The sequence below is a fragment of the Microcoleus sp. A2-C3 genome, from assembly GCF_036706065.1.
Taxonomy (GTDB): domain Bacteria; phylum Cyanobacteriota; class Cyanobacteriia; order Cyanobacteriales; family Microcoleaceae; genus Microcoleus.
The window spans coordinates 141,985-163,539 of record NZ_JAUBVX010000002.1; the positions used below are offsets into that span (position 1 = coordinate 141,985).

A 21,555-nucleotide genomic window follows, 5' to 3' on the forward strand; every position below is an offset into this window, starting at 1 on the left:
TTTTTAAACTTTCCAGGACAAAACAAAAGCCGGCTTTCACAGAAAAAGCCGACTTTTGAGATAATTTTACCGACATGGCGCTCAAGGCCTACGGCTTCGACAATCCAAGTGCGCCAGTGCGTCCATCCCTACGGGAAGTAGAAACAATAGCCAAACCAAACCTCAACTATCTAAACCCGACGGTGGCCCGTAACGCCCTGATTGGGGTCGTAAATATCAGCCGTAGTATCAACGCCCGGAGTGCCGGGAGCGCCGTAATCTGCGCGAGCGGTATCCACGCTGGGGTAGTCGTAGGTGTTCCAATGCTGAACGCCTCCGCGGCTCATAATTGCTTCAGCCTTAGCGACTTCTGCTTCGCTACCATCAAGCAGCACCAAGTAATCTCCTCTCGCGACTCGATCGTTATAAGCTCTGGCTTCCTCTTCGGGAATTCCCAAACCGACTAAAGCTCCGATCAAGCTGCCGGCAGCCGCACCCAAAGCAGTACCCGCGAGTGTAGTGGCGATCGTCGTAGCCGCAGCTCCAGCCAGCATAATCGGCCCGATACCCGGAATTGCCAGCGCGCCCAGGCCTACCAACAAGCCAGTCAAACCGCCCAGCGTGCCGCCTGTGAGCGCGCCCTTGGTCGCCCCTTCATCGGCTTTGTTGTCCGCGCTTTCCTGCACGTCAATCCCCGCGATATCCGCTTTAGAGTCGGCATCCTTCGCGATGACCGAAACCCGATCCATGTCGAAACCCGCAGTTCTCAGTTCTGCCAGCGCGTGTTCCGTCTCGCGGCGGGTAGAAAACACGCCCACAGCGCGCTTGTGGCGATCCATAGATCTGCGGCCAGTATCTGCCGGCACATCATAAATGCCCCAATCCTGAATGCCCCGCACGCTCATAATTCCTTCGGCGGTAGCAAGTTCGGCATCCGTTCCTTCGACGAATACCAAATATTCTCCGCGCGAGATGCGATCGCTATAAATTTTAGCTTTGGCTTCGGGAACACCCAAACCGACCAAACCGCCCACCAAACCGCCCGCTGCTGCCCCAATCGCGCCTCCGACAACAGTGTCAGCCAGCAGAGTGGCGATCGCGCCCCCCGCCATCACCGGGCCAACTCCCGGAATCGCCAGCGCCCCAATGCTGCCCAGCAAGCCAATCAAACCGCCCGTCACTACTCCCGCCGTCGCGCCAGCTTTCGCGCCACCGCCCACTTTCTCGTCGGTACTCTTAGCAGTTGTAGCGCCCGCAATTTCGCTGCCATTGAGACTTTCCCCAACTACCGAAACTTTATTCATCGGAAAGCCAGCACTTTGCAGTTCCATCAAGGCTAGTTCCGTATCGCGGTAATTAGAAAACGATCCTACAGCTCGCTTGTATTGACCTAAAGACATTTTTTTTCTCCTTCAAAATAAACTACTTTTACACAGCTACAGAATTTATGCTCTGCTTGCTGCCATCAATCACATTTACTCATTTTTTCCCAACATTTTTCATCGGTCGCTGGGAATAAATTCAGTCTCTATCTTCAGGCTAATTTTCCACTCATTATCAGAAATTAGTCGGAAATTGGTAATGGGAATTTCAGGTATTAGTCGAGTTTTGAGTTGGGAGTTTTGATTGCATGAATCTTAAACTCTTCAACTTAAACCCCCGCTACCCGGAAGAGTCACGTAGGCGTTGCGATCAGCTTTATAGCCAATTTTAACAAGCCTAACTTTCCTTCTTCCTTCTTCCTTCTTCCTTCTTCCTTCTTCCTTCAAATTTATCACTTGCTAGGCGATGCGGGTGCTGCGGGAGCGACAACAGCCGTAACATTCACCGTTTTTACACCCTTAATCTCTTTAGCTAGGGGTTCAATTTTAGCTAAATCAGTTTGACTGGGAACTGTGCCACCTACGGTAACAGCCCCGTCTTTGGCGTCAACAGTTAGCTGACCTTTAGTGATGTTCACTTCCAACTTAGAACGAACTTCACTTTTGAGGTCGCCATCGGCTCTCATTGCATCGCCGCCCGTCACGTTGTTGCGCTGTTCTCTGGCCCTAATATCAGAATTTGCTTGGTTTTGGCGAATCTGGCTAGTGGCGTCGCCCTGAGTTTTTTGAATATTCTCGGCTGGGGGCGGGCTCTTGACATTTTCAGTGGTAGAATTAGGAGCATCAGCGCTAGTTTTAGCGTCGCCAGTGCAAGCAGCAGCTCCAAATAATAGGAGACCGCTGATGAGAATAGGTGTTAATTTGTTCATGATATATTAGTACCCTCCGGGTAAGCTTTCGATGAGCCAGACTTCGTGGAAGTAAATTAAGCCACACAAAAATTTATGTGGTGCTTTCTACGATCTAAAAAGCGTTATATCAAATATATAAAATTGAGGAAGCTGCTACATCGCTCCACAGGTGTAACTTTTACCTCTATCGTTAGATAGAGTACAAAAAACAAATAAGGCCTTATGCGATTTGCGATTGGGCATGATCTACTGAATATGGGTTTGAATCTGACCTACAGTTGTATTCTTTTTGGAAAGTGGTATTAGATTAAATTTAACTTAATTATTCTGGGACGGACTATTCATCATAAATCAGGTTGATTCCGATATTTTTAGTTGCCAAAGCTAATATTTTCAGAGACACCAAGTTCAAAAATGTATAGCCTTTCTCAGAAAGATCAGGTACGCTTCCAGAATAGGGCAAACCGGGCATGGGGCATAGGGCATAGGGCTATCCTCACTTTTTTGAGAACCGCTATAAGTTGTATTAATAGATCAGCTCGCCACTCAAAACTATTTTTTCCTAATGACTAATGACTAATGACTAATGACTGATGACTAATGACTGATGACTGATGACTGACATCCCTTGCCGAACTTCCTGCTTCAATACAAACGAAAAGAGTCGAGAAATTTTTGAGCATTTTCTGGTTCTGGGGTAGTAGTAAGCAGCCCGTAAATGCGGGTTTCCACCAAAAAAACTTGACCTACACCTACAGGTTGTTTGGGGGAAAGTGGCTGAAACTCAAACTCTTTTCCCGGATAGCCACCCAGCGAAATATCCCGTACTTGCAGCAATTTAGCATTCGCAGCCACGACAAAAAAATCCACGGCATTATTTAAAGTAATTTTGATATTATTGTTGCTGATCCGAAAATCTAGGTCAAAGTATTGAAGTAAATAAGTTTCTTGGTTTTTTAAGATCGATCTGTATGTATGAGTGGTAATTTGAGTTGAAAAAGTTTCAGTATTAATTTTGGGAGTTCCCGGCATATCGATCGCAAATTGACCCATCGCCGAGCAAAACGGCTGCCACTCCGGCTGAGGAAGTGCCGTCCGCAGCGGGGCAACTTCAGCTTTTGCCGGACTGGTAAACTTGAGGGCCGAGACGAGTAATGTAGCAGTAACTAGGATGATATACAGAAATTTCATTTCGGTAAAAATTATATTTGTCCGATCGATCTGCGCTAGCCTAGAAATATATCCGCAAACGAGGGATTTATGCTGAATACTATATTTACTCAACGGCAACGCAACTCGATGGGGCAAGCTAAAACCAGTAAAACCAATAAAACCAATATACTCGCTGCTGTAAATAGTTGGCTAGCTGTGTGTCTGCTGGCTGCTGTCACAGCTTGCGCAAACAGCCCCAACAGTAAAGCCCTCGAAGAATCCATAGCTGCCGATCCCAAATTACAACAAAATCCAGCGGTTTTATCTTCCCCGTCACCAGCGACAGCAGTTGAAACCAGCACAACCGCCAGACTCCCGGACGATTTCCCGACAGAAATTCCACTCTATCCTAATGCTCAGTTGGTCGAAGTTGGTGCGCCAACCGATGCTTCGCCAAAAAATGTGCGGCTGCGTTGGGAAAGCACAGATCCGGTTAATTCGGTTCAAAACTTTTATCAGACAGAGTTTGGACGGCGCAATTGGCAAATAGTCAGCCGCCCAACCACCGAAGGACAAGGTTCTTTGGTAGCAACCAGAGATAAATTGCGGGTAACAGTGTCGCTTTCTCCGACTCAAAAAGTAGGGGGTTCTACAGAATTTGCGATCGACTATAGCAAAGACAGCCCAGAAATTGCAGCCAGTCCCCAACCTGACAATTCCGAGTCTACCGCATCTCCAACCGCTTCACCAACTCCATCGAATTCAGAGGGAACTACTCCCACGCCATCTCCTTCGCCCAAATCAGCAAAAGTTAGCCAGCTAGACACCAAAATTCCTCAACAGTTGCAGCAGTATGTGGCAGATTTGGCTCAGTTGGAAGTGCTGAAAGTGCGATTAAAAAGCGGTGCTAATTTAGAAACTGACAACACTTTACCCGAACCCAACAAAATTGTCACCCGCCGCGAATACGCCCGCTGGTTAGTAGCAGCAAACAATCAGATTTATACCAGCCGTCAAGCCAAACAAATTAGATTAGCAGTAGAATCTAGCGAACCGGCATTTTCCGACATACCCAAAACAGACCCAGATTTTTCAGCAATTCAAGGTTTAGCAGAAGCCGGTTTAATTCCGAGTTCGCTTTCTGGAGAAACGAAAGATCTGAAATTTCGTCCCGATGCACCTTTAACCCGCGAAACAATGATTCTCTGGAAAGTACCATTAGATACTCGTCAAGTTTTACCCACAGCAAACATTGAGGGAGTGAAAGAAAAATGGGGTTTTCAAGACGCTTCTAAGATTGATTCCCAGGCGTCGCGGGCAGTTTTAGCTGATTTTAACAATGGAGACTTGGCGAATATTCGCCGGGTTTTTGGTTTTACAACTCTGTTTCAGCCAAAGAAATCCGTGACCCGCGCCGAAGCTGCTGCTAGTTTGTGGTATTTTGGCATTCAAGATCAGGGATTGTCGGCTCAAGATGCTCTCCAAGCCAAATCTCAACCAGCCCAGTAAAGTTGTTTGGGGCGGTAAACAGCATCGGAACTATTTATTTGTAGGGTGCGTGAGAACTAGAAATCATTAAATCCACACGCATGAGACTATTTACACTCACGCACCTGATCAAGAATTGAATAATACCGATGCTACCGGAAACGATATTACCCAGAAACCTAGTTCGACGCACGAAAACTCGCCGTAACAGCCGAGGGATAGTAGTAGAAAAGTCCCGTTTCTTAAATTTCTCTGCGCGAGTCAGCGTCAAAAATCCTTTCAAACACCATACACCAGCCTCTGTGTCCGCCAAGGCGCTCCTAAGCGATAGATTTTTTCTATTACCTAGTCTTAATTTCTGTATTATTCCGCACAATCGCTGCATTTTCCTGACCAATTTTGTACATATTTTAACCAACACTTTTCAAAACTCTCAGTATGATTCCGGATGGGGTAACGGACTTAAGGATAAATGAAAAAGAGTGTTTGAGTCTGGGAGAGCGTTTTTCAATGTACGATATTAGCCTATTTACCCCGCAAGACATCGCGAAATGCAGTTTAGTCCTGCGCCAGTTCGGTAGAAATTCTGCTAGTATGGAAGCCAGCAGCGAGAAAATTGTCAAGTATATTTACCAACATTTTTGCGATTCACAAACAGGAGAAAATAGCTGTGTTTTGGTGCGTTTGTTCAAGACTCATCCCTACGGGGAATTAGAAGACTCATTGCAACAATCCGCCCGCCGCTTAATGAACGGCAAATCCCCAGCAGCCGACATGAAATGCTGGACTTTGTTAGCAGCAGCAGGCGCCGACCCGCACTGGAATTCTCGGCACACAGCAGCAGAAAATATAGCTATTCCATTAGTTAGTACCGAATTAGTAGATAAAATGCCTGCGATTTCAGAAACAATCAAACAGTTCGGTTTAGACATTCCTACAGTGATCGGAATTGAGCCAGAAAGATTCCGGCAATTAGAACCCGCAGTATTAAATATTTTTCACGTATCCGAGGCAAAAGGCAGCCCTTTTATTCCCGAACAAGATTCCTTAATTATTCCCTACGGAGTCAAGTCTGTCTTGGCATTTGGGGGACTGCTAGAGTCGGGAAGTTTGTTTATTGTAGTCATTTTTATCAAAGTAAAAATTCCTGCAAGCACAGCCCAACTGTTTAAACATTTGGCACTTAGTGTCAAAACAGCCCTGTCTCTTTTCGACGAAAAAGATATTTTCACTTGTTCAAAAACATCGGAAAACATTGTACAATCTCACAATGTTTATGAAAATCAATTACTTGAACATCAGGTTGCTAACCTGATTCAATTGCTAGATTTTTCTGAACAGGAAATGCTCAAGCAAGCAGCTCGTTTTCAACAAATAATTGATAAGTTGCAGCGCGAAATTGCCGATCGCAAAAACAAGGAACAAGCTTTGCCACAAAGTCAAGAACCATCCACAGGTATCCTCAATATTCCCGAAGATACTATTGCGCACGTCGAGAAAAATCAAGGAATTCACCATTTCAATCAAGGTGAAGAACAGATTTAACCCAACTCCTGTTAAAATTGGTTCGTAGTGAGGACATCAGTCATTCTAAAACTTGGAGGACTGAAGTCCTCACTACAAACCTTCTTCCTTATTCTTTCTTCTTGCTTCTTCCTTCTTGCTTCTTCCTTATTCTTCCTTCTTGCTTCTTCCTTCTTCCTTCTTCCTTCTGCTATATTATTGAGGGTTGTGGGTTCGGGATGCTAAGATTAAGCCGTACCATTTATCTATTGGTATTTGTTTTCTGACCTCAAATCCTAAATTTTCAATAATTTGTCGGGTTTCGGCGTGAGTGTGACCAGACCACAAGTGATATTCTAAAGACAGGTTTTGCACGAGTTGCCAAGAATCTCGGTCTTCCAATAACAGCCATTCTGCACCTTCGCAGTCTACTTTGGCTAAATCGACGCTGCCGCCCATTCGCTCGATCGCCCTTTTCAACGATACCATCGGTATGTCGCCGTTTTCGCTGACAGTCGATCGCGTTTTTCCCGATACTTCCCGAATATCCAGCACTACTTTACCATCTCGGTCTCCTAAAGCTTCCATAAAATACGTAAAATTTGCGATTTCAGATTGATGTTTGAGGTAAATTTCTAAGTTGGGATTAGCTTCGTAGGCGTGAATCACCGCCTGGGGAAACCTATTCCTCGCCGCAATCGGAAATAACCCGACATTCGCTCCAACATCAATAATTGTCCTCAGCGATTGAGATAATTGTTCGACTCCGTAGCAGTCGTCTAAAAGCACTTCTATAAATTCTCCGTCCATACCTTTCTCTGAAGGCACGTTGACTTGATGACGCTTTCCTTGGACAAGCAAATTATCGGGTAATTGAAAGCTAGCAACTCTGTTAAATTCTATGCCTAACTTTTTTGCTCTAATTTTGCGCTGCATCAGTTGCTGAAGTTTATGGAAAAACATAGAAAGAAATTAATATTTTTTCAAGTTTATGATAACAATATTTCGGACTATATTTGACCTAGGGACGAAAAACCTGGTTTCTACGAATTTTAGGTTTGGTGACGAGAAGAATCGCAAGAAACCCGGTTTATGAGGTCAGCGCGCAAAGGTATCAGAAACCCAGTTTCTTTGGTGGCGAAGGTGTGTCAATGTTTAAACATCCCTCTGCGGTCTCTGTTGTTAATAAAAAAAAATCGGGTTCACTTCAGAAAATAGGATTGCTAGACAGAATAAATCTGCTTTAAAATATGTCAAAATACGCTCGAAAAGACGAGAATCAAAAATGTTAGAGTTCGATCGCCTATTCCAAACAATCGAAGAGTTAGTCATGCTACACTCACCCAGCGGTGCGGAGTCGGAAATTAACCAGCGGTTGATGGAAAAATTCGCAGCCCTGGGAGTGAATGCTTGGATCGATCGCGCGGATAATGCGATCGCCCTAATTAAAGGCCGCAATCCCGAAAAGTCGATCGCCATTACCGCCCACAAAGACGAAATTGGAGCTCTAGTTAAAACCATAGGCGATCGTGGCCGCGTTGAAGTTCGCAGGTTGGGCGGCGCCTTTCCTTGGGTTTATGGCGAAGGTGTTGTCGATTTGTTGGGAGACAAGCAAACAATTAGCGGCATTCTCAGCTTCGGGAGTCGCCACGTTTCTCACGAATCTCCTCAAAAAGCTCAGCAGGAAGATGCTGCTGTCAAGTGGGAAAATGCCTGGATTGAAACCAAGTGTACCGCCGAGGAATTGGCCGAGGCCGGAATTCGATCGGGCACGCGGATGGTGGTGGGAAAGCACCGCAAGCGCCCGCTGCGGTTGAAGGATTGGATCGCAAGCTACACGCTGGACAACAAGGCTTCTGTGGCGATTTTGCTGGCTCTGGCGGAATGTTTGACAGAGCCTGCGGTGAATGTTTATTTGGTGGCGTCGGCGAAGGAGGAGGTTGGGGCGATCGGAGCTTTGTATTTCACGCAGCGCCAGCCTTTGGAGGCGCTGATTGCTTTGGAAATTTGCCCTCTGGCTGCGGAATACCCGATCGACGACGGCGAAAACCCGGTTTTGCTGGTTCAGGACGGCTACGGAGTCTACGATGAAGGATTGAACGCCCAATTGCGCGCCGCAGCCACAGCAGCCAGCAAACAGGTGCAGTTGGCTGTGATTAGCGGTTTTGGGAGCGATGCTTCGATCGCCATGAAGTTCGGCCATGTAGCCCGCGCCGCTTGTTTGGCTTTCCCCACGCAGAACACCCACGGCTTTGAGATTGCTCACTTGGGGGCGATCGGCAACTGCGCCGCCATCCTCAAAGCCTACTGTGAGCAGCTTTCGGATGACTAGAAAAAAAACTTTCGCAAAGTAGTTGACAAATTCAGAAAGATTAGTTAAGGTAATAAAGGTGCGGAACACAAGCAAACGCAACGCAAAACGCGCCCCCATCGTCTAGAGGCCTAGGACACATCCCTTTCACGGATGCGACGGGGATTCGAATTCCCCTGGGGGTATTGAAAAATACAATTTTGATATCAAAATGATATCTAGCAACTGGTAAAGGCAACAAGCCCAACCCACACGCTAGGTATCATTTTTGTTTTGGCGATCGGCTTCAAGCTCCTCCCATGTTGGATAATTAATGAATTCTGTTGAAACTTTTTCTTAAACTTCGGATATTTACCCGTACCTTTGAAAAAGCGATCGCACTTTCTAATTCTTTTTATGCTTGGAGACTTGTGACTTGCGTTCGGGCGATCGCCTAACGTGCGATTTCTGTGTTGCGGGATTGACTGCAAACCCGCTAGTCTTATTGAAGAGAGATGAATGGGGAGTAAAAATAATGACAATTGAACAAGCTGTATTAGAAAATTTACGCCAATTGCAGCCTGAGCAACAGCAAGAAGTTCTAAACTTCGTGCAGTTTCTCAAGCAAAAGTCTACTCCGAAACAACCTCAGCGTAGTTTGTACGGGTTGTGGAGCGATCTGGATATTTAAATTACAGCCGTGGATATTGCGGAAGTCCGTGAAGAAATGTGGGGGAATTTTCCTTTATGAGTTTCCTCTATGAGCGCAGTTGTGATAGATACCCATGCTATTGTTTGGTATTTCTTGAAGTCGGGGAATTTAATCGCACCTCCCATCGCCTTCAGCAAATTCCATGAAACTTGAGTAAAATAAGACAGCCATCATCCCCAAAAAACCTAACTCACCATGCAAACCTCAACATTTGACAGTATTTTAGACGAGATCGAAACCTTGTCTATAGACGAACAAACTGCTTTAATTGTCATCATGCACCGGAGAATTAGCGATCGCCGCCGCACGGAAATTGCGGCTAACATTGCACAAGGAAAACAAGACTATCAATCGGGAAAGGTGTTTCGAGGTACAGTTAATGAAGCGATCGCGGAGCTAAACCGTTGAAACTTATCACCTTTGCTCAATCATTTAAACGTGCCTATAAAGCCCTCATCCGCAAACACCCGGAATTACAGCCCAAAGTTGAAGCTATTTTAAGACTTTTGGCAGAAAACTCTTTTGAGCCATCACTGCAAACACACAAACTCAGAGGTCAGTTAGCCGGCTCTTGGGCTTGTTCTGTGGAGTATGACTGTCGGATTGTATTTAATTTTGTTGAGAATCCAGAGTCGGGAGATGAAGAAATTCTCTTGCTTGACATTGGCAGCCATGATGAGGTGTATTGAAAATACTGGCTGATGCGATCGCCTCTTTTTATCTGCTTTTTTAATAGGGAGGAAAGGGCGATGGAGTTTTGGGTTTGTTGGGAATTGACGAAAGGGCGATCGCACTTCAACAGCCTTTTTGTAAGCAATGAGACAAGGTGGGGAAGAAGTGAGGACAGAAGTGCGATCGCTTTTAGGAGTGAAGGGGCGATCGTCAATCAATCCTATGTTCTATACAACTGTGTAAACAAGTTTATGTGACTGGGATTTTGACTACAGAGCAATACCACAACTTGAAAGCCTATTCAAGAGTTGTGCTAAGTTGTAACCATCATACAGCGGTTGAGTTTCAAATGACCCATTCGTCATAGCTCCTTCCTTCCAATAATGCACCGTGGGAAGATGTCCATATGGAGCTTGCATTGAAAAAGTAAGATCGTTATAGGTTTTGGAATTCATATTGAATCTACCAGCACTGTCCTTACTGTCAGGATTGTACCATCCTATCCGTCTCTGGAAGCTCGTTGTTAATTCAGTGTTTTTCTGACGCTCCTGATAGGAGGAGTGGTTTAACCTATTACATAAAAATGATATTGTATCCTCTCCTAGTTCCGACATAATTCGCTTTTGTACACTAAATCCAAAGCGACCATTGCTATATTTAACCCAAAGTCTATCGATAGTACAAAGGTCAGCGCAAGGGAAGTACATGCAATGTAGGAAATCTAAAGATTCCTCACTCGGGTCAGAGTGCGTCCATTCTCCATCCCGGACTTTTTTCTCTGTTGCTACATATCCTACGGCGAGCATCATCTTGCCTGTTTCTTCATCAGCTTCTCTCCATTTGCCTTCGGCTAGTAGGTCACGAAGGCGTGTGTAGTTATAGCGAGTAGGGAGGCTGCTCTCAAGTGATACTTCAAGATTTGAATAATCTACTTGATTAGCGTAATTCTGGCTTGATGCTTTAGTAGCTTGAGTCCTACTTGATACTTTACTAGATTGATTGCTGCTTGATGCCTGTGACATTACGAAGTAGACAACTACAGCCAAAACAATTAAAATCAAAATCCACATTGATAGTTATCCTTAATTAGATAATCAGGGAGATTGTAACTCAATCCCCCTGATAGTTTTTGCTAAAGGTAAAAATTTAGTAAAAGTGCTTTATCCGCCATAATTACCGCTACCATAGCCAGTTTCTTTGGCTATATCGAGCATGGTCGATTGACTAGATTTGATTTGTTTTAGTTCCATTTCTACTCTTTCTCTTTCCGCCTGATCTGCTATTCCAATTTGCTCTTCAAATTGAGCTATTATTGTTGAGTTTGGAATATCAGAAACCTGTTGGGGTGATAAAATGCCTTGAGCCAAAGCCAAAGCAGTTACAATATTCCGAATTGCCTCGACAAGGTTGTATGGTAAACTCACTTTTTTCAACTCCTATGGGTTGGTAATTTGTACAAATGAATGTGAGTCATCTGCTGGTACTTAAACATCGCCAACACGATTAACAGTCAGGTAAAGACTGCAATTCATCGAACAAGGCATCCAAGTATTCACTAGAATCTGCCTGTTCCATTCCCCGTATACCAGGAGCTATTTCCTCGAAAAGATGCTCGTTGTCAATCTTAGTTTGAACGTACCATTGACCATTTTTTGTATAAAAGTGATCGTGGAGAATTTCAGGATTATTGGACTCAAGACCTCGTTTGTCATCAGAGTCTAAGATGTGTTTTTCTCCCCTCATGGTTGCACATTTATAATATCGACCGTTTTGTCGGTGATATTTTGGCCCATCCCAATCACTATATGCCATGACAATTTTTCTAGTTACTACTTTTACTTGAAATGTGTAAACATAATTTATAGTAAAACTTTATCCTCAGCTTTACCAGTGACAAAAAGTGATAAATAGTGATAAAAAGTAGCAACCTCTTAAAAAATGTGCTAAAATCTACCCAGAGTAAGGTGAACACACAGGCAAAATGCCACAATCCCTACCAGCACAACCTCAACTCGGACACTACCTTTAACAGGATTTAACCCATGACAGTCGATGAAGCTCTCACCATTGTCGAAACAGTCCTAGATGACGACGAACAGTTAAACGACGTGCAAGAGCTAATCTTCAAACAGTCCTGGGAAGGCAGGCAGTCTTATGAGGAAATTGCTAAACTTTCTAAATATGACGATGAATATATTAAAGCCGCTGGCTATAAACTCTGGAAACAACTGTCTGAAGCATTTGAAGAAAAAGTAAAAAAAAGCAATATTAAAGCAGTTGTAAAACGATACTTGCGGCGACATCACGTGACAGTGCACCGCCATCAGGGGATAGAAGTCAATTTAACTGGAAAAACTTTAAGTAGATCCAATTTAACAGGAGCAAGACTGTTTACAAATTTAGGTGTAAATTCCTGTCAAATAGATTCACACAACTCAATCTTACCTGATAATAACACGAACTCCCAAGAAGAAATTATACAATCTGAAGAGGAAGATAATCAACAAACTCTCTCTAACCCAGAAGAACGGATTTATCACTGGAATGATTTGTGTTTTTGCTGCGAAGAAGAAGTGAAAATAGCCGAAGCGCTCGATCGCACTTCCGTCCTTTTTTTCCCCAACTCCAAAGCCCGACTCACAACACCCGCAGGCCGACAAAACCAAGAACCCGATTTCCTCATCTTTCACCAAGGCAAATGGGGTATTCTGGAAATATCGCATCCCGATACACAAAAAGATGAAACGCGCGATCGCCAGTTTGCATCCCACGGCATCCGCATCATCCACTATTGCGACGCTAACAGATGTACAGAAGAAGCCGATCGCATTGTACAAGAGTTTTTAGAGATATTGAGTCAGGCCTAGGGCGAGTGGTTTTTTCATAAGGGCGATCGGGCATTCCACCCGATCAACTATATTTTCCAGACGACTCAGCAGCAGCCGCGAGTCTATCCATCACCGCCCTACCAACCACGGCTAGCTCACTTATGGGCATACATTGAATTTTCTTAAGCAACTCGTTGGTATCCAAAGGTTCCTGCACCGGCTTACCTTCCAGATGAGCCATGAGCTCTTCCATCGTAAAGCCTGCTCTTGTCGCAATCTGAGTCAAATTTTTCGTATCTGGAAGTACCTGCCCCTTCTCCCAATACTGAACAGCAGACCCAGAGACTCCCAATAGCCTACCAAAAGCGCTAAAACTCATGGAGCCACGGGCTAGCTTCACAACCTCAACAAGTTTTTTCCTAGCTTCTGCGTCCACAGTATTAGTCACCACTTAATCAACACATAACTCAGTTTACTGCTCAATTGATTTGGACTCCAGCCTTAATCTCCAGAGACCTCAGCCGCCGCCGCGAATCTATCCGCCACAGCTCTGCCAATTAGCGCCACTTGACCCAGAGGCAAAAACTGGATTTTTTTGACAATATCGTTGATTTCTGGAGCTTCTGAAACTGCCTTGCCATCCAACAATCTCAGAAATTCTTCCAGCGTATAACCCGATCTCGCAGCGAGCTTAGCCAAGTTGTCCGTATCGGGAACCGTATCGCCTCTTTCCCAAAGCTGAACAGCAGTAGCGGAAACGCCCAAAAGCTTACCAAACGCTCGCTGACTCATTGTTCCGCGCGCTTTTCTGATAATTTCACTAAGTTTTTCTCTATTTTCGATATTCACGGCTCAAAGGTTACTCAACCGTCTCTACCAGTCTACTTGCCAACTGATACATCAACTGTACCTACCTAGAAGATTCAGCAGCCGCCGCGAGTCTATCCATCACCGCTCGACCAACCACGGCTAACTCACTAATCGGCATACATTGAATTTTCTTAAGCAGGTCGTTGGTATTGACAGGTTCCAGCATTGGCTTGCCTTCCAGATGGGCCATCAACTCTTCCATAGTAAAGCCTGCTCTTGCGGCAATCTGAGTCAAATTTTTCGTATCCGGGAGTACCTGTCCCTTCTCCCAATACTGAACAGCAGACCCAGAGACTCCCAATAGCCTACCAAAAGCGCTAAAACTCATGGAGCCACGGGCTAGCTTCACAACCTCAACAAGTTTTTTCCTAGCTTCTGCGTCCACAGTATTAGTCACCAGATAAACACAACTCCTAGTTTACTTATCTACCAACAAATTTGTCTTTCTTGCTTGACAGCAAAAATTTTACCTGTTAATCTGTAAATAGATTTTTGATTATAATTCTATTTTTATAACTTCAGGGGAAGCAAAAATGACCAAAAGACGCAGCCAAAACACCCACAACTCACGTCGCAACCGTCAAAGCCTCACCGCCTCCGGTTGGCTCAAGCCCCAGTGCTGGCAAATTTCCAAAACGGAAGCCGCCGAAGCCCTGAAAATCCCCGTCAACCGCATAGTCAAAGTTTACCCCAAACAACATCAAGTAATAGTCGTTTACCTGAACGAGAAAGGACAAAAATGCAGTTCCTTTTTCAGCTACAGACTATTTGCCAGATGGGAGAAAGAGACGATCGCAGCGATCGCCAGTTGTCGAAACCAGCAAACCCTAGCGCCCCTAGAAATCATTGTACAATACGACCTCGAACATTTCAAATATCCCGTCCAGAGCGCCGACGCAATTTGGGACACCCTACTCAACCACATCCGCCAAGTCATCAGAGACCAAAGGCAGACCCCAAAATGCGCCTAGCGCCCGATCGCTCCATCAATTAATAGAAGCAGCCAACTCAGCCAAACGATCCTGCTGATCCTGAGAAATACAAGTCTGAATAATCGCCTCAATATCCCCTTCCAAAACACTATTGAGCGAGAAATTCTCCCCCAAACGGTGGTCGGTAGCCCGATTATCCTTATAGTTGTAAGTGCGAATCTTCTCCGATCGCGAACCAGTACCAACCTGAGCCAAACGCCGCGACTTCACCTCATCCTGCTGCTCCCGCAACTTAATGTCATAGAGCTTCGCGCGCAAAATCTGCATCGCCCGCTCCTTATTCTGCAACTGACTGCGCTCCTCAGTACAGAAAATCCGAATACCCGTCGGCTTGTGAAACAAATCCGCAGCAGTTTCCACCTTGTTCACGTTTTGGCCGCCAGCGCCGCCCGATCGAGCCGTACTCATCTCAATATCCTTCGGATCAATGTGAATCTCCACATCATCCACCTCCGGCATCACCGCCACCGTCGCCGTCGAAGTATGAACCCGGCCGCTAGCCTCAGTCATCGGCACCCGCTGCACCCGGTGCACCCCAGCCTCAAACTTCAGCTTGCTATAAACGCTATCGCCCGTGATTTCCAGAATCACCTCTTTAAAACCACCCATGTCCGCCAGTGACTCGCTCACCAACTTCACCTGCCAGCCTTCAGTTTGAGCGTAGCGCGAATACAGCCGCAGCAAATCTCCCGCCCAAATACTAGCCTCATCTCCGCCAGTACCCGCGCGAATTTCCAGCATAATATTCTTGTCATCGTTCGGATCGCGCGGTAGCAGCAACACCTTCAAACGACTTTCCAAATTCTCCAGCTTCGACTCAAGTTCCTCAACTTCCAGCCCAGCCATTTGCTGCATTTCGCGATCGCCAGCAGCTTCCTTGAGCACCTGTCGCGCGCCCACCAAATCTTCCTGAGTCGTTTTCCACAGAGCAAAAGTATCTACCACTTCCTCCAAGGACGATCGAGCTTTTGCCACCCGTTGAAACTCCTGATTATCCCTAGCCACATCCGGGTCAGCCATGCGGCGAGTCAACTCATGAAAAGTTTGCTCTACCGACTTCAATTTATCCAGCAAATAAGATTCAGCCATTGTCAAATGTCCTCCGTCAGTTGTCAATCGATTTTAGATTTTAGATTTTAGATTTTAGACTTTAGATTTGAATAGCAGTTGGAGTAGAATCGCGATCGAACTCAACTGCCGCATTGCAACTCTTCAATCTAAAATCTAAAACCCGAGGGTGGCAAGTTGTCGTCAGCAAAAACTACTTTCAACAAACTGCGGACAATTGACAATCTGGCTACTTCTTCTTTTTGCCTTTAGCAGCATCTGATTTGGTTTCTTCCATTTTCAGAGGCCCAGAGGAAGCATCTGCCTGCGGCATTTCTACATCTGTCATGCCATATTTCCGCATAAAGCGTTCCACACGACCTTCAGTATCAATAATCTTCTGAGTGCCAGTATAAAAAGGATGATTCCCCGACCAAACATCAACTTGAAGCTTTGGTCTAGTCGAACCAACCGTCATCACGTGTTCCCCGTTGCAAAAAACCTGAGATTCGGGATACCACTCAGGGTGAATGCCAGCTTTCGCCATTTTTTTTACTCTCTAATTTTTGACTTTACAACCATTTTAGCTTTGACATCCTCTCCGGGCTAAAGCCACAGAGATTCCTCACCACGCCACAACCTACGAACAGGATGCGGTCGCTGAATGGGGTTGACGCTTCATCAAGCACAGCCTCCAAAGAGGTCTTACACGCTCTCAACGTCCATTTTGAGTCTCGAACTGCCCGCCCGCGACTAATGAAACACCATGCAATTAACTGTTTTTTTGCTTTCAGGCTGCAACGCATTGCCCTTCGGCTTCCCGGTCTTCAGAAGTCCACTCTCTACTTCGGTCTTGCAACGTACTGGAGCCTTCACTGTCCGGTGGGGGTTATGGATTAGTCCCACCCACATCGTATCAGAAAGCCGTGCTAGAAGCACGGGGCTTGAGTCCCATTTATTTGGTCATCGGACTTGCGTACTAACAACACCAGGAATTTTGTTGCCTTATATCTTTCGGAATCAGCAATCAGAAAGAGAATTGAAAAAAAAAGGAAGATAAAATCTGGATAATTTTGCCTTCTTCCTTCTTCCTTTTTCGGTTCCTGAGTGTAGTCGAACGGCTTTCTTCCTTCGATTACCGTTTCGAGTATTGAGGAGCTTTCCGAGCTTTCCGCAAACCGTACTTTTTGCGTTCTTTAGCCCGTGGGTCACGAGTCAAATAGCCTTCAGTCTTCAGAGGCTTCCGGTTGTCCGGGTCTAATTGACAAAGCGCTCTAGCGACACCCAAGCGAATCGAGTCAGCCTGACCTGTCAGCCCGCCGCCTTCGACTTTGACCAAAATATCATACTCATTTTCCAGACCCAAAGTTTCCAGAGGAGCCTTAGCAAGAGCCAAATAAGTAGGGTTGAATTGCAGGTACAAATCCCCCTCTTTACCATTGACAGTCAGTATGCCAGTGCCGGGAACCAAACGTACCCGCGCTACGGAACACTTGCGGCGACCGGTACCCCAGTACACAGCGCGGCCGGATGTATCTGTTGCTTGCATTAGTCATTTCCTCCCGGAATCGTGTGAATAATTAACTCTTCTGGTTGTTGAGCTTGGTGCGGGTGGTTAGGGCCAGCGTACACCTTCAGCTTCGTAAACAGTTGTCTGCCCAGAGAAGTGTGAGGCAGCATTCCTCGGATAGCTTCTTCAACAATTCTTTCGGGCAAACGTGCTTGCAATTTTGCAAAAGTTTCTGTTTTCATACCGCCCGGTCTACCAGAGTGGCGGCGGTAGATTTTCTGGGTACGTTTTTTCCCAGTAACAGCAATTTTGTCAGCATTGATGACAATTACGAAGTCGCCGGTATCCATTGAAGGAGTGTAAGTGGGTTTGTGTTTCCCCCGGAGGTGCGTGGCAACTTCAGTTGCCAGACGGCCCAGCCGCTGATCGGCGGCATCGACCACGTACCACTTGTGCTCTAGGGAGTCTTTAGTAGGGACGTAAGTTTTGTTCATTGGTAATTGTTAGTTGTTAGTTGTTAGTTGGCAGTTGGCAGTTGGCAGTGGTCAGTTGTTAGTTGTTAGGTGGCAATTGTCAGTTGTTATCAATTGTTAGTTGTTATCAATTGTTAGTTGTCAGTTGGCAATTGTCAGTAATTAGTTTTTTATTTTTCGTAGTTACCCACTGACCACTGACCACTGACCACTGACTACTGACCACTGACTACTGACTACTGACTAATGACTAATTTTGGCTGAGTGTCGTACCAAACATCTGGGGGAAAGGGAAATTCTGAATAGCCAACCCGCAGCAGGCATAAACCTTGAGCGGGAGCGGCGTATTTTACCATTTCTCGGCGTTCGTTGACCCAGATATCTGTGAAATTGTCGATCGGTCTTTCCCCCCGACCCACCTGCACCAGCAACCCCACCAGCAGCCGCATCATCCCGTACAGAAACCCGCTCGCCTGAACCTCAATATAGATAAGAGGCCCAGAACGGTGACACTCTGCTGCTTGTACGTCCACCCAAGAATGGGGGCGGGCAGACCCCGCGCGGTGGAAAGCCGCCAAGTGATGCCGCCCGATTAGCGGTGTCAAAGCGGCCTGAATCAAAGATTCGTCCACAGGCGCGTGGTAGCAGTGCCAAGCATAAGGACGCACAAACAAATTAGGAATCGGGTCTGTATAAAGGGTGTAGCGATAGCGCCGCCAACTGGCTGAGAACCGAGCGTGCCAGGTAGGTTCCACCTTTGCCGAAGCTCGAATTAAAATATCTTTTGCCAGTCGAGAGTTGAGAACGCTTGCCCAGCGGTGAGCCGGAATTGGGCCATCAGCATCAAAATGGGCTACTTGAGCAGCGGCGTGAACTCCCGCATCAGTTCTCCCGGCGGCGTACAGCGTTACCGGCCGTTCCAGCACATTCGATATTGTTGTTTCAATTTCTTCTTGTACTGTACGCTGGTTCGGCTGTCGCTGCCAACCGTGAAAGTCAGTGCCGAGGTATTGGATCACCAGAGCAACGCGCTGCATCGATCGGGGATTTTCGATTGGGGATTTTGGATTGTTAGTCATGAATCAAAAATCTCCAACCCAAAATTGCATTAAACCAGTTCAACGATCGCCATTTCGGAATTGTCTCCTTGACGGGGGACAGTTCGCACTACACGGGTATAGCCCCCATTGCGCGAGCCGTACCGTTCTTGGGCAGCCTCAAACAAGGCGTGCACCAACTGTTTGTCATAGATATAGCCCATAGCTTGCCGACGAGCGGCCAAGGAGCCATCTTTGGCCAAAGTAATCATCCTGTCCGCCTCTGAGCGCAGCGCTTTAGCGCGGGCAAGAGTAGTAGTGATTTTACCGTGGCGGATTAATTCGGTAGTCAGCGAACGCAGTAGGGCGCGGCGCTGGTCAGCCGGTTTGCTAAGTTGAGGAACGCGACAGCGGTGGCGCATAGCAGTTAGTAATTGGTAATTGGTAATTGGGCGTAGGGATAGTCCGCGAGTTTTGAGCCGTGAATTCTTGAACCCAAGAACTCACCCACTTAAAATTCCGAACAGCTTTACCCGTTACCCGTTGATTAACTTTTAGCTGATTTTTCCTGAGGCAAAGTTATGCCCAAGCGTTTTTGTAAAGCTTCAATCACTTCCTCTGCGGATTTCTGCCCGAAGTTCTTAATCTCGAGCAAGTCTTCTTGGGTATAATCCAATAAGTCTGCAACTGAATTAATCTGAGCCCGCTTGAGACAGTTGTAAGCCCGGACAGACAACTGTAATTCCTCGATCGGGATTTGGCTCGTAGGATCGGCCTCACCTGGGTACTCTGGTTTCAGAGAATCTTGGGTGATATCTTTGAGAGGAGCAAACAAATCTACCAAGATATGGGCAGACTGACTCAGAGCTTCTTGAGGAGTCACACTGCCATCAGTCCAGATTTCCATCACCAATCGATCTTTCTCGACAGTGCCGCCCAGCCGAGCATCTTCAACACTGTAGTTAACCTTGCGAATCGGCATAAAGATAGCGTCAATTTGGAGAAAATCCAAAGCCGACCCATCATCGCGAGTGCGGTCTACCGCTCGGTATCCGATGCCTTTTTCAATTCTGAATTCCATTTCCAGAACAGAACCCGGAGAGAGAGTCGCAATATACTGCGATTTATCGATCAATTCCACCTCAGAGGGCAAATCGAATCGATCGGCAGTAACTGTGACTGGCCCCTCAATCCGCAACCTGCCGATTTGCGGCTGCTGAGAATGAGTTTTGAGAACAACCTCCTTCATGTTCAGGAGAATTTCCAGAACATCCTCACGTACCCCTTCGATCGTGGCAAACTCGTGATTGACACCCGCGATACGCACTGAAGTTACTGCCGTTCCTTCCAGATTTGACATCAGGACTCGCCGAAGCGCGTTCCCGACAGTTGTTCCTTGACCGCGATCGAGCGGTTCCAGGACAAATTTACCGTACTGACTCCGGTCTTTGTCAGTATTAGACTCTATACATTCAATCTGAAACTGCGCCACAGAGTGACCTCCCTTTTCCACTTTGGATTTTTGATTTTGGATTTTAGATTGCAGAGCATACCCCTGAACGGATTTCGGATTTTGGATGGACGGGGCAACAGTTAGAAGCATTATTTTTTCACTTTAAGCAGTTAGCCATTATCCAAAATCTAAAATCTAAAATCTCAAATCGTTTTAGACTCTACGCCGCTTGGGAGGGCGACAGCCGTTGTGAGGAATTGGGGTAACATCTCTAATCAGGGTAATTTCTAGTCCCGCCCCTTGCAGCGCCCGAATTGCAGTTTCTCGACCTGCTCCGGGCCCGCTCACCATTACTTCTATTTGACGCATTCCCTGGTCATTGGCTCTGCGGGCTGCACTTTCTGCTGCTGTTTGAGCTGCAAAGGGAGTACCTTTTTTAGCTCCTTTAAAACCGCTGGAACCTGCTGATGCCCAGGATATTACTTCGCCGTTAAGGTCGGTAATAGTTACGATCGTATTGTTAAAGGTAGACTGGATGTAGCCTACCCCATTCGGTACGTTACGTTTTTGCTTTTTTGCACCAGATTTCTTGCCTGTCTGTTGTCGTGGCGGCATATTAGTCTCTTTATCGTTTTCATTGAATTAGTCTCCCCAAAGGCGAGGAAACAGTCGGCAGGAACATAAATTTCCTGCAAACTGCTGTTATTTCTTGGACGGTGCTTTTTTCTTGCCCGCCACTGTACGGCGGACGCCTCGACGGGTTCTGGCGTTGGTACGGGTTCGTTGACCCCGCACCGGCAGACCCAAACGGTGACGGCGACCGCGGTAAGTCCCGATATCCATCAGGCGCTTGATGTTCATTGACTCCCAGCGCCGGAGGTCTCCTTCGATTTGGTAGGTGCTTTCTACGTGAGCCCGTAGAATGGTCACGTCGGCCTCTGTTAAATCCTTGACGCGAGTGTCAGGATTGACGCCTGTTGCAGCGATAATTTTTTGGGCCCGCGACAGGCCTATTCCGTAAATGTATGTCAGACCTATTTCGACGCGCTTATCGCGTGGAAGGTCTACCCCGGCAATCCGTGCCACACTTTTTGTCTCCCTAGTTTTCCTGTTTGGCTACAATGTTGAATTAGGCAGCACCTGTGTGCAGATCCCAATCTTCCTGTTTTCTAACCTTGGCGCTGTTTGTGTTTCGGGTTAGTGCATATCACCATCACTCGACCGCGACGGCGGATGACGCGACATTTTTCACAAATTTTTTTGACAGATGCTCGAACTTTCATCTTTCTTCCTGCCTGGAGAACCCCGCTCTACCG

30 protein-coding genes and 1 tRNA gene are annotated in these 21,555 nt (G+C 46.3%); 10 read left to right on the forward strand and 21 right to left on the reverse strand.

The features are described 5' to 3' along the window. Positions 1-170: 170 nt before the first annotated feature. The 4 genes from QUB66_RS01990 to QUB66_RS02005 form a co-directional block, all read right to left on the reverse strand. On the reverse strand, positions 171-1,379 hold the full coding sequence (locus tag QUB66_RS01990; protein WP_265233129.1) for a general stress protein: 1,209 nt from the start codon (positions 1,377-1,379) through the stop codon (positions 171-173). Positions 1,380-1,625: 246 nt separating this feature from the next. Then, a complete protein-coding gene (locus QUB66_RS01995; RefSeq protein ID WP_265233130.1) occupies positions 1,626-1,757 on the reverse strand; it encodes a hypothetical protein in 132 nt (43 codons plus the stop codon). Further along, a complete protein-coding gene (locus QUB66_RS02000; RefSeq protein ID WP_265233131.1) occupies positions 1,754-2,230 on the reverse strand; it encodes a BON domain-containing protein in 477 nt (158 codons plus the stop codon). Before QUB66_RS02000 ends, QUB66_RS01995 begins: the two co-directional genes overlap by 4 nt. Positions 2,231-2,857: 627 nt before the next feature. Then, positions 2,858-3,403, reverse strand: coding sequence for a hypothetical protein (locus tag QUB66_RS02005; protein ID WP_332966313.1), 546 nt, complete (start codon positions 3,401-3,403; stop codon positions 2,858-2,860). Positions 3,404-3,472: 69 nt separating this feature from the next. On the opposite strand from QUB66_RS02005, the gene QUB66_RS02010 reads away from it, so the two are divergent. Continuing rightward, positions 3,473-4,873 carry an S-layer homology domain-containing protein gene (locus QUB66_RS02010; protein WP_332966312.1) on the forward strand — a complete coding sequence of 467 codons (1,401 nt, stop codon included), beginning with the start codon at positions 3,473-3,475 and terminating at the stop codon, positions 4,871-4,873. A gap of 489 nt (positions 4,874-5,362) precedes the next feature. After that, on the forward strand, positions 5,363-6,397 hold the full coding sequence (locus QUB66_RS02015) for a histidine kinase (RefSeq protein WP_265233134.1): 1,035 nt from the start codon (positions 5,363-5,365) through the stop codon (positions 6,395-6,397). Positions 6,398-6,571: 174 nt separating this feature from the next. Here QUB66_RS02015 and QUB66_RS02020 read toward each other — a convergent pair whose 3' ends face one another. Beyond that, positions 6,572-7,291 (reverse strand): FkbM family methyltransferase, encoded by a 720-nt coding sequence (locus QUB66_RS02020; RefSeq protein ID WP_332971192.1) that lies wholly within the window; start codon positions 7,289-7,291, stop codon positions 6,572-6,574. Between the two features lie 349 nt (positions 7,292-7,640). Between QUB66_RS02020 and QUB66_RS02025 the strand changes: the two genes are divergently transcribed. The 6 genes from QUB66_RS02025 (at position 7,641) to QUB66_RS02050 (ending at position 10,286) form a co-directional block, all read left to right on the forward strand. Beyond that, positions 7,641-8,687 (forward strand): M42 family metallopeptidase, encoded by a 1,047-nt coding sequence (locus tag QUB66_RS02025; protein ID WP_265233136.1) that lies wholly within the window; start codon positions 7,641-7,643, stop codon positions 8,685-8,687. Positions 8,688-8,778: 91 nt separating this feature from the next. Beyond that, positions 8,779-8,851, forward strand: a tRNA-Glu gene (locus QUB66_RS02030). A 329-nt stretch (positions 8,852-9,180) separates the two neighbouring features. Next, a complete protein-coding gene (locus QUB66_RS02035; RefSeq protein WP_332966310.1) occupies positions 9,181-9,336 on the forward strand; it encodes a DUF2281 domain-containing protein in 156 nt (51 codons plus the stop codon). A 216-nt stretch (positions 9,337-9,552) separates the two neighbouring features. Continuing rightward, a complete protein-coding gene (locus tag QUB66_RS02040; RefSeq protein WP_332966308.1) occupies positions 9,553-9,765 on the forward strand; it encodes a hypothetical protein in 213 nt (70 codons plus the stop codon). Then, the gene (locus QUB66_RS02045) at positions 9,762-10,046 is read left to right on the forward strand and encodes a type II toxin-antitoxin system RelE/ParE family toxin (RefSeq protein ID WP_332966307.1); all 285 of its coding nucleotides are present in this window, start codon (positions 9,762-9,764) and stop codon (positions 10,044-10,046) included. Before QUB66_RS02040 ends, QUB66_RS02045 begins: the two co-directional genes overlap by 4 nt. Positions 10,047-10,106: 60 nt before the next feature. After that, the gene (locus QUB66_RS02050; RefSeq protein ID WP_332966305.1) at positions 10,107-10,286 is read left to right on the forward strand and encodes a hypothetical protein; all 180 of its coding nucleotides are present in this window, start codon (positions 10,107-10,109) and stop codon (positions 10,284-10,286) included. Positions 10,287-10,298: 12 nt separating this feature from the next. On the opposite strand, the gene QUB66_RS02055 is transcribed toward QUB66_RS02050, so the two are convergent. The 3 genes from QUB66_RS02055 to QUB66_RS02065 all read right to left on the reverse strand — a co-directional run bounded on the left by QUB66_RS02055 (position 10,299) and on the right by QUB66_RS02065 (position 11,841). Further along, positions 10,299-11,099: a GUN4 domain-containing protein gene (locus QUB66_RS02055; RefSeq protein WP_332966304.1), complete on the reverse strand. Its 801-nt coding sequence runs from the start codon at positions 11,097-11,099 to the stop codon at positions 10,299-10,301. Positions 11,100-11,189: 90 nt separating this feature from the next. Beyond that, positions 11,190-11,453 (reverse strand): hypothetical protein, encoded by a 264-nt coding sequence (locus QUB66_RS02060; RefSeq protein ID WP_332966303.1) that lies wholly within the window; start codon positions 11,451-11,453, stop codon positions 11,190-11,192. A 79-nt stretch (positions 11,454-11,532) separates the two neighbouring features. Further along, entirely contained in the window at positions 11,533-11,841 is a 309-nt protein-coding gene (locus tag QUB66_RS02065) for a hypothetical protein (RefSeq protein WP_332966302.1), read from the reverse strand. 230 nt (positions 11,842-12,071) lie between these two features. On the opposite strand from QUB66_RS02065, the gene QUB66_RS02070 reads away from it, so the two are divergent. Next, positions 12,072-12,896 carry a hypothetical protein gene (locus tag QUB66_RS02070; RefSeq protein WP_332966301.1) on the forward strand — a complete coding sequence of 275 codons (825 nt, stop codon included), beginning with the start codon at positions 12,072-12,074 and terminating at the stop codon, positions 12,894-12,896. Positions 12,897-12,939: 43 nt separating this feature from the next. Here QUB66_RS02070 and QUB66_RS02075 read toward each other — a convergent pair whose 3' ends face one another. The 3 genes from QUB66_RS02075 to QUB66_RS02085 all read right to left on the reverse strand — a co-directional run bounded on the left by QUB66_RS02075 (position 12,940) and on the right by QUB66_RS02085 (position 14,124). Continuing rightward, positions 12,940-13,305: a helix-turn-helix domain-containing protein gene (locus QUB66_RS02075; protein ID WP_332966299.1), complete on the reverse strand. Its 366-nt coding sequence runs from the start codon at positions 13,303-13,305 to the stop codon at positions 12,940-12,942. A gap of 53 nt (positions 13,306-13,358) precedes the next feature. Further along, entirely contained in the window at positions 13,359-13,706 is a 348-nt protein-coding gene (locus QUB66_RS02080) for a helix-turn-helix domain-containing protein (RefSeq protein ID WP_332966298.1), read from the reverse strand. Positions 13,707-13,767: 61 nt separating this feature from the next. Next, on the reverse strand, positions 13,768-14,124 hold the full coding sequence (locus QUB66_RS02085; RefSeq protein ID WP_332966297.1) for a helix-turn-helix domain-containing protein: 357 nt from the start codon (positions 14,122-14,124) through the stop codon (positions 13,768-13,770). A 136-nt stretch (positions 14,125-14,260) separates the two neighbouring features. Here QUB66_RS02085 and QUB66_RS02090 point away from each other — a divergent pair, with 136 nt between their 5' ends. Continuing rightward, positions 14,261-14,698: a hypothetical protein gene (locus QUB66_RS02090; RefSeq protein WP_332966295.1), complete on the forward strand. Its 438-nt coding sequence runs from the start codon at positions 14,261-14,263 to the stop codon at positions 14,696-14,698. A 15-nt stretch (positions 14,699-14,713) separates the two neighbouring features. Here the strand turns inward: QUB66_RS02090 and prfA are convergent, their stop codons facing one another. From prfA to rpmJ, 10 genes are all read right to left on the reverse strand, one after another. After that, positions 14,714-15,808 (reverse strand): peptide chain release factor 1, encoded by a 1,095-nt coding sequence (prfA, locus tag QUB66_RS02095; protein ID WP_332966293.1) that lies wholly within the window; start codon positions 15,806-15,808, stop codon positions 14,714-14,716. A gap of 208 nt (positions 15,809-16,016) precedes the next feature. After that, complete coding sequence (rpmE, locus tag QUB66_RS02100; protein ID WP_265233147.1) at positions 16,017-16,313, reverse strand: 50S ribosomal protein L31; 297 nt, start codon at positions 16,311-16,313, stop codon at positions 16,017-16,019. 588 nt (positions 16,314-16,901) lie between these two features. Further along, positions 16,902-17,315, reverse strand: a complete 414-nt coding sequence (gene rpsI / locus QUB66_RS02105) for a 30S ribosomal protein S9 (protein WP_194067224.1) — start codon at positions 17,313-17,315, stop codon at positions 16,902-16,904. Beyond that, the gene (gene rplM, locus QUB66_RS02110) at positions 17,315-17,770 is read right to left on the reverse strand and encodes a 50S ribosomal protein L13 (protein WP_265233148.1); all 456 of its coding nucleotides are present in this window, start codon (positions 17,768-17,770) and stop codon (positions 17,315-17,317) included. The genes rpsI and rplM overlap by 1 nt, the downstream gene beginning before the upstream one ends. 215 nt (positions 17,771-17,985) lie before the next feature. After that, positions 17,986-18,828 carry a tRNA pseudouridine(38-40) synthase TruA gene (truA, locus tag QUB66_RS02115; RefSeq protein ID WP_265233149.1) on the reverse strand — a complete coding sequence of 281 codons (843 nt, stop codon included), beginning with the start codon at positions 18,826-18,828 and terminating at the stop codon, positions 17,986-17,988. 29 nt (positions 18,829-18,857) lie between these two features. Beyond that, a complete protein-coding gene (gene rplQ / locus QUB66_RS02120) occupies positions 18,858-19,208 on the reverse strand; it encodes a 50S ribosomal protein L17 (RefSeq protein ID WP_242719721.1) in 351 nt (116 codons plus the stop codon). A gap of 125 nt (positions 19,209-19,333) precedes the next feature. Next, entirely contained in the window at positions 19,334-20,278 is a 945-nt protein-coding gene (locus QUB66_RS02125; protein WP_265233276.1) for a DNA-directed RNA polymerase subunit alpha, read from the reverse strand. Positions 20,279-20,452: 174 nt separating this feature from the next. Then, entirely contained in the window at positions 20,453-20,854 is a 402-nt protein-coding gene (rpsK, locus tag QUB66_RS02130; protein ID WP_265233150.1) for a 30S ribosomal protein S11, read from the reverse strand. Positions 20,855-20,941: 87 nt separating this feature from the next. Further along, positions 20,942-21,325: a 30S ribosomal protein S13 gene (gene rpsM / locus QUB66_RS02135; RefSeq protein ID WP_265233151.1), complete on the reverse strand. Its 384-nt coding sequence runs from the start codon at positions 21,323-21,325 to the stop codon at positions 20,942-20,944. Positions 21,326-21,408: 83 nt separating this feature from the next. Continuing rightward, complete coding sequence (gene rpmJ, locus QUB66_RS02140) at positions 21,409-21,522, reverse strand: 50S ribosomal protein L36 (protein WP_015178722.1); 114 nt, start codon at positions 21,520-21,522, stop codon at positions 21,409-21,411. Positions 21,523-21,555: the final 33 nt, after the last annotated feature.